A 1911-nucleotide genomic window follows, 5' to 3' on the forward strand; every position below is an offset into this window, starting at 1 on the left:
GTCGCCTTGCGCCAGCATCCTCGGCATTTTCATGCTTCTTTCGGATGCACCGCCCCGGGATTAGTTTGATCCCAAGGGTGCTACCTTGGTGCCGCCACCGCTCAGTCGGCCACCGGCCTAAAGCCGCCTCCCCTGCTGAAAGGCAGTTGCCGTGACGCCCCCTGGCCATCGGTAACGCCCATCTCTTACCTAGGCCAACCCTTGACCCCAGCCGCCGGCCTGCCCCTAGTAATTGGTAACCAACAGCTCATAATAGGCCTGAGGGTGATCGCAAGCCGGGCAGACCTCAGGAGCTTCCTTGCCCTCATGGATGTAGCCACAGTTGCGGCAACGCCATTTCACCACCTGGTCGCGCTTGAACACCTGGCCGGCTTCCACGTTCTTTAAAAGTGCCTGAAACCGCTCTTCATGGGCTTTCTCGGCCACAGCTATGGCCCGAAATACCGCCGCAATTTCCTTCAGCCCTTCCTCTTCAGCTACAGCAGCAAACTGGGGATACATCTGGGTATGCTCGTAGTTCTCCCCTGCAGCCGAGGCCTTGAGATTCTCGGCCGTGGTGCCGATAACTCCGGCCGGGAAGGAACCCTGGATCTCCACTTCTCCGCCGACCAGGAACTTAAATAGGCGCTTAGCATGCTCCTTTTCGTTATCAGCGGTCTCGGTAAATATGGCCGCTATTTGCTCATAACCTTCCTTCTTAGCCTGGCTAGCAAAATAGGTATAGCGGTTGCGGGCCTGGGATTCCCCGGCAAAAGCGGTCAAAAGGTTCTTCTCCGTCCGGCTCCCCTTAACTTGGCTCACCATCCCACCTCCAAAAGATCTGCCGGTCACTAATGGGCCGGGATTTTCAACAGACCTAGTTTACTTCGCCATAACCTTGCCTATTCCTGTCAATTGGAGGTAGATCTTGGCAGAACATTTCCATGCCCGCTACCTATTCTCCAGTGCTCCCCCCACCGCAGTCAGGAATGTAGCAGGTAGCATCGATGAAACTGCACACCGATTGACATGAGGGGCACTTTTCCGGGGGCGCTTCTCCCTCTTTACCCTCAAAAGTATAGCCACACACTGAACAACGCCACTTGATCACGTCTTCAACCCCCTTAAAACCCAATTGTGAAGCCTGCTGCCAGGCTAGCCATCAGCGGAGTCTTCCGGAGTGGGTTTAGTTTGCTAAGCACCCGCCAGAAGCGATCCCCTTCATAACTGGTAGCTATTCCTAGTTGCATTAGCACGTAATTCGCCACCCAATTGCATTTTCCTGGTGCCCGGTAAAACTTTTTCCAGAATGGCCGTCTCAATGGGCTTCGTGGCTCATCCGGGGTACGGCACCTTCTGGCTGGAGGCTTGTTTCAATCTCAGGTAAATTCTGTAACCCAGCGGGAGGAGAATGGGATTCCCCAGCGAATTAGGTATGAATAGATGGTACCAATTCTTATTTATCCTTTACTGAGCAGGAGGAGATGGGATCATGAAATGGCGTTGTCAGGTCTGCGGCTATATCCATGATGGCGAGGAGGCCCCAGAGAAGTGCCCCAAGTGTGGGTCTCCCAAGGACAAGTTTGTTCAGCTGACTGAGAAAGAGGCTGAATTGGTGGAGCGGTCCCGGTTTACCAACAGCTTGCACGTGGAGCTCCTAGGGCTTTTAGCCGAAGTTCAGGACCTAGCCGAAAGCGGCATCGATGATAACCTTGACCCCGGCTGCCTGGCCATCTTTAAGAAAGCCGAGCAGGCCGCAATAGAGCTCAGCCAGTCGGTCAAGGCTGAGATCCAAACCCATGTCAACAAGGGCAAGTGGGGTTAAACCGCCGGCATCAGCTCCGAGGCTGAAGGCTTGCCAAAGTTGGGCTACACCAAAAAGAAGGCATACAGGGTAATTTTCTCAAGAAATGGCCGGCACCAGCCACCGCG

Annotated in this window: 3 protein-coding genes; 1 reads left to right on the forward strand and 2 read right to left on the reverse strand. The window is 54.5% G+C overall.

The window, feature by feature from the left end; all coding sequences use genetic code 11:
* Positions 1–225: 225 nt before the first annotated feature.
* Both H5U02_15360 and H5U02_15365 read right to left on the reverse strand, forming a co-directional pair.
* Positions 226–801 carry a rubrerythrin family protein gene (locus tag H5U02_15360; GenBank protein MBC7343797.1) on the reverse strand — a complete coding sequence of 192 codons (576 nt, stop codon included), beginning with the start codon at positions 799–801 and terminating at the stop codon, positions 226–228.
* Between the two features lie 133 nt (positions 802–934).
* Positions 935–1114: a rubrerythrin family protein gene (locus tag H5U02_15365; GenBank protein ID MBC7343798.1), complete on the reverse strand. Its 180-nt coding sequence runs from the start codon at positions 1112–1114 to the stop codon at positions 935–937.
* Positions 1115–1471: 357 nt separating this feature from the next.
* On the opposite strand from H5U02_15365, the gene H5U02_15370 reads away from it, so the two are divergent.
* Positions 1472–1804 carry a rubredoxin gene (locus H5U02_15370; GenBank protein MBC7343799.1) on the forward strand — a complete coding sequence of 111 codons (333 nt, stop codon included), beginning with the start codon at positions 1472–1474 and terminating at the stop codon, positions 1802–1804.
* The last annotated feature ends 107 nt before the right edge of the window (positions 1805–1911 follow it).

It is taken from the genome of Clostridia bacterium (assembly GCA_014360065.1).
Taxonomy (GTDB): domain Bacteria; phylum Bacillota; class DSM-521; order Neomoorellales; family JACIYF01; genus JACIYF01.

What these genes read in the sequence shown, in the direction of transcription:
- H5U02_15370 (MBC7343799.1), top strand. Translation starts at nt 1,472, where the DNA reads ATGAAATGGCGTTGTCAGGTCTGCGGCTATATCCATGATGGCGAGGAG.